Origin of the sequence: Streptomyces sp. (genome assembly GCF_031181555.1) — a bacterium.
GTDB lineage: Bacteria > Actinomycetota > Actinomycetes > Streptomycetales > Streptomycetaceae > Streptomyces > Streptomyces fimbriatus.
Window position 1 is genome coordinate 1 of sequence record NZ_JAPSKQ010000217.1, and the last position, 4,703, is coordinate 4,703.

Here is a 4,703-nt window from a genome sequence, read left to right on the forward strand (position 1 = left end):
GTACCCGTCCCGCCCCTGGCCGCCCTCGTCGTCCGGCGCCCCGCCGGACCCCTCGGGGCGTCGACGGGCGCTCTCCGCGAAACCGGTGAGGCCGGGACGCGTGTCCGCGACCAGGGCCGAACGTCCCTGTCGGGGCGCGGCCCCGCCGACGGCCGGCCCTGCGGGGGATCTCATGCGGTGCGGCAGCGGGGCGGGGACGCGGACGGAGGCACGGGAATCACCCGTCCAGGCCGTCCCGCGAGCCGGTGGTCCGGGGTTCGCGCCACATCGGCCACATGTGCGGTCCGTCCGGGAGGGCCAGGGGCTCACCGGCCGGTGCGAAGCCGAGGCGCTCGTACAGCCGGCGGCTGCGTTCGCTGCTCGCCTCGAGGTAGGCCGGCAGCCCCTCCCGGTCGCAGCGGTCGAGGACCGGGCCGATCAGCGCGGTGCCGAGTCCCTCGCCCTGGCGGCCGGGTGCCACGCCGATCATCCACAGGTACTCGTGGGCCCGTCCCGAGGGGTGGATGCCCGCCGTCAGCCGGCCGATCAGTTCCACGCGCTCGTTCTCCGGGTCGACGTCCCGGCGCATCTGTGCCGGGCCGTCGTCGTCCGTCCCGCCGTCACCGTCGCCGTGGTCGTCCGCGGGTACGGACATCCACAGCGCGCACGCCGATCCGTCCTCGGTGACGTCGACGCGCCCCTCGGCGAGCACGATCTCGGTGAACGCGGCCATGAGCTTGTGGTGCGTCGTACGGCGGTACTCCTCGTCGGGGAAGATCCAGCCGCTCACCGGGTCGTCCTGGAACGCCTCGTCCAGGAGCCGGACGACCATCTCCCGGTCTCCGTCCCCAGCCGTCCGGATCGCCACGCCCATGTCCGCCCCTTGCCTCAACCGTCTCCGTCCGTACGGGGGTTGAGCCTAACGGGGTGTCCCGGCGGCCGCTTCCCGGAGGCGGCCGCCGACGCACGGAACCGGGCCGGGCGGAACCGGTGGCGTGGGGAGAGCGGGCCCCGCACATCGTGGGGAAGTGCGGGACCCGCCGGGCCGGAGCCACGGGACCGTGCGGGGTCAGGAGCCGCACGGTCCCGGTGGGCCCGGGGACGGGGCGACGGCCGCACGGGAACGGCCGGGGGGGCACCTGCTCCGGTGCCCCGGCCGTTCCCGGCGAGCCGTCAGGTGCTGCGCCGCGTCACGAACTCGGCCAGGGCCAACAGCCCGCCCGCCGCCTCCGGGTCGGGTACCGCGCGGGCCACCTCCTGCATCGCGCGGGCCATCCGGTCGGCCGCCTCGGCCTGCGCCCAGTCACGGCCGCCCGCCCGTTCCACGGTCAGGGCGATCCGCTCCAGGTCCTCCTTCCGGTGCGCGGTCGCGTACAGCGCGGCGAGTTCGGCGGCCGCCTGGGTCCCCGAGGTGAGCGCGGCGACCACCGGCAGTGACTTCTTGCGGGCGGCCAGGTCCGCTCCGGCCGGCTTGCCGGTGCGGCGGGGATCGCCCCATATGCCGATCACGTCGTCGATGAGCTGGAAGGCCAGTCCCGCCTCACGGCCGAACGCGTCCAGGGCCGCCACGTCCGCGTCCCCGGCGTCCGCGTACAGCGCACCGATCGCGCAGGCACATCCGAGCAGTGCACCGGTCTTGGCCTCGGCCATGGCGAGCGTCTCGGCGAGGGTCACCTCGCCGGGGCCGCGCCGCTCCATGGCCGTGTCCGCGTGCTGCCCCGCGCACAGCTCGATGACACAGTCCGCGAGCCGGGCCGCCGCGGCCCGGGCCGCCGGATGCGTGTCCCCGGCGAGCAGCCGCAGGGCGAGCGCCTGGAGGGCGTCCCCGGCGAGGATCGCGTCGGCGTCGCCGAACACCGTCCACGCCGTGGGCCGGTGGCGGCGGGTGGCGTCCCGGTCCATCACGTCGTCGTGCAACAGCGTGAAGTTGTGGACCAGTTCCACCGCGGCCGCCGCCCGTACGGCCGCCGTCCGGGCCTCGGGCCCGCCCAGGGCGGAGGCCGCGGCGAGCACCAGCGCGGGACGGATCGCCTTTCCCGCACCTCCCCCGGCCGGGGTGCCGTCCGCGTGCTCCCAGCCGAAGTGGTACAGCGCGATCCGGCGCATCGGGACGGGCAGCGAGTCGAGGGCGGCCCGCAGCACGGGGTCGACCGCGGCCCGCGCCCGCTCCAGCAGTACCGTCGCCTCGTGCCCCTCGCCCGGGCGCTGCTCCGGCTCCGCCGCACGCGGTGCCGGGCACTCCGTCGGGGGCCCCGCCTTCGGTTCCGTCATGGACTCCGTCATCGACTCACCCCCGGGACCGGCTCGTGGAACGGAGGGACGGCGCCTGCGCCGCCGTCGAGCACGTACTCCCGAGGTGTACCCGTCCGGACGGGCCGGGACACGGCGGGCGCACCGAGAGCTCGCGGACGGTCACCGCCATCGGCCGATCTCGACGTTCTCCAGGACACCGAGCGCGTCCGGTACCAGGACCGCGGCCGAGTAGTAGGCCGTGACCAGGTACTTGATGATGGCTTGTTCGTTGATGCCCATGAACCGCACGGACAGACTCGGCTCGATCTCGTCGGGGATGCCCGCGGCCCGCAGCCCGATGACGCCCTGGTCCTCCTCACCGGTGCGCAGGGCGATGATGGAGGTCGTCCGGGCCTCGGTCACCGGGATCTTGTTGCACGGGAAGATCGGCACGCCCCGCCAGGTGGGGATGCGGTTGCCGCCCATGTCGATGGTCTCCGGGACGAGTCCCCGCTTGTTGAGCTCGCGGCCGAACGCGGCGATCGCGCGCGGGTGGGCGAGGAGCAGCCTGGTCCCGCGCCGCCTGCTGAGCAGTTCGTCCATGTCGTCGGGGCTCGGCACGCCGTCGTGCGGCTGGATCCGCTGGTCGTACTCGCAGTTGTGGAGCAGGCCGAAGTCGCGGTTGTTGACGAGTTCGTGCTCCTGGCGCTCCTTCAGTGCCTCGACGGTCAGCCGGATCTGCTGCTCCGTCTGGTTCATGGGCTGGTTGTAGAGATCGGCCACGCGCGTGTGGACGCGCAGTACGGTCTGGGCGACGCTGAGTTCGTACTCGCGCGGCTTGGCCTCGTAGTCGACGAAGGTGTGCGGGATGTCCGGCTCCCCGCTGTGACCGGCCGCGAGGTCGATCTCCTTCTCCCCGTACTTGTTCGTGCGCTGCCCGGGGATGGTGCGGATCCGCCGCAGGTGCTCGCGCAGGGTCCCGGACCGCTCGGCGACCTGGACGACGGCCTCGCGGGGCAGGGCGAGCACGGTGCAGGCGGTGAGCGTGCGCGCCGTGTACTCCCAGATGGCGTCCTCGTCCAGCAGCGCCTGGTCGCCGAAGTAGGCGCCGTCGGCGAGGACACCGAGGGACTCGTCCTCGCCGTAGGGGCCGGTGCCGACCTTCTCCACCCTGCCGTGCGCCAGCAGGTACACCTCGTCGGCCGGACTGCCGAACGAGGCGATCACCTGGCCCGCCCCGATCTCCCGCTGCCGGCAGCGGGCGGCCAGCTCGGACAGCACCTCCTCGTCGTCGTACGACCGCAGGGCCGGCAGTTCGCCCAGTTCCGCGGGGATGATCTCGACGCGGTCGCCGGTCTTCACGAACGTCATCCGGCCGTCGCCCACGGCGTAGGTCAGCCGCCGGTTGACGCGGTAGGTACCGCCCTGCACGTCGACCCAGGGCAGCATGCGCAGCAGCCAGCGCGAGCTGATCTCCTGCATCTGCGGCACGGACTTGGTCGTGGTGGCCAGGTTCCGCGCGGCCGCCGTGCCGAGGCTCTGCTGCTGCCTGGTCTGCTCCGCGCCGACCTCTTCGCCTACCGACATAGAGAATTGCCCTCCCCGATGGTGATCCACGTCCGTCTGTGCCGGACGTCGGACTGCGTGATCAAGCGTTCCTCACGCCCCGTGCCCGCGCCATTACCCGAACGAGCGGGAATGGATCTTTGGTGGTGTGGGCACACATGGGGGCCGCTCGACGGCGTCCCACCGGAAGGGGATTGTCCGGATCGGCTCGCACAGGATCCGAACGAGTAGTTGAACGTGCTCCTTTTAGGTACAGGCCCGGTAGCAGGCGGTTGCGACGGGCGGCCGCCGCCCGGCACGAAGGAGGCGGTCATGGCCCCACCCATGTCCGCAAGCGCGTTCCTGCGCGCTCTGAAGGCGGAGGGGCTCACGGTCGTCGAGGTCGGCGACTGGCGTCACCACAACCGCAACCACAAGGGCCCCTGGGGCCCGGTCCACGGCGTGATGATCCACCACACGGTGACCAAGGGCAGCGCACGGACCGTGGAGCTCTGCCGCAAGGGTCACGCGGACCTGCCGGGACCCCTGTGCCACGGCGTCATCACCAAGGACGGCCGGGTCCACCTCGTCGGCTACGGCCGGGCCAACCACGCGGGTCTCGGCGACGACGACGTGCTGCGCGCGGTGATCGCCGAGAGGCGGCTGCCGCCGGACGGCGAACGGAACACCGACGGCAACCGGCACTTCTACGGTTTCGAGTGCGAGAACCTGGGGGACGGCGAGGACCCCTGGCCGGCGGCGCAGCTGGAGGCCGTCGAGAGGGCCGCGGCCGCGGTGTGCCGTCACCACGGCTGGAACGAGCGGTCGGTGATCGGGCACAAGGAGTGGCAGCCGGGGAAGGCGGACCCGCGCGGGTTCACGATGAGCTCGATGAGGGAGCGGATCCGCGATCGCCTGAAGTGACCCGGCGGCGCGACGGCGTACGC

4 protein-coding genes are annotated in these 4,703 nt (G+C 73.1%); 1 reads left to right on the forward strand and 3 read right to left on the reverse strand.

Translation table 11 applies throughout. The features are described from left to right. Positions 1–217 precede the first annotated feature (217 nt). The 3 genes from RIM90_RS28570 to RIM90_RS28580 form a co-directional block, all read right to left on the reverse strand. On the reverse strand, positions 218–853 hold the full coding sequence (locus RIM90_RS28570; RefSeq protein ID WP_309063644.1) for a GNAT family N-acetyltransferase: 636 nt from the start codon (positions 851–853) through the stop codon (positions 218–220). 299 nt (positions 854–1,152) lie between these two features. Further along, a complete protein-coding gene (locus RIM90_RS28575) occupies positions 1,153–2,250 on the reverse strand; it encodes a family 2 encapsulin nanocompartment cargo protein polyprenyl transferase (RefSeq protein WP_309063645.1) in 1,098 nt (365 codons plus the stop codon). 141 nt (positions 2,251–2,391) lie between these two features. Further along, on the reverse strand, positions 2,392–3,798 hold the full coding sequence (locus tag RIM90_RS28580; protein WP_309063646.1) for a family 2B encapsulin nanocompartment shell protein: 1,407 nt from the start codon (positions 3,796–3,798) through the stop codon (positions 2,392–2,394). Between the two features lie 291 nt (positions 3,799–4,089). Here RIM90_RS28580 and RIM90_RS28585 point away from each other — a divergent pair, with 291 nt between their 5' ends. After that, on the forward strand, positions 4,090–4,680 hold the full coding sequence (locus RIM90_RS28585; protein ID WP_309063647.1) for an N-acetylmuramoyl-L-alanine amidase: 591 nt from the start codon (positions 4,090–4,092) through the stop codon (positions 4,678–4,680). Positions 4,681–4,703 lie beyond the last annotated feature (23 nt).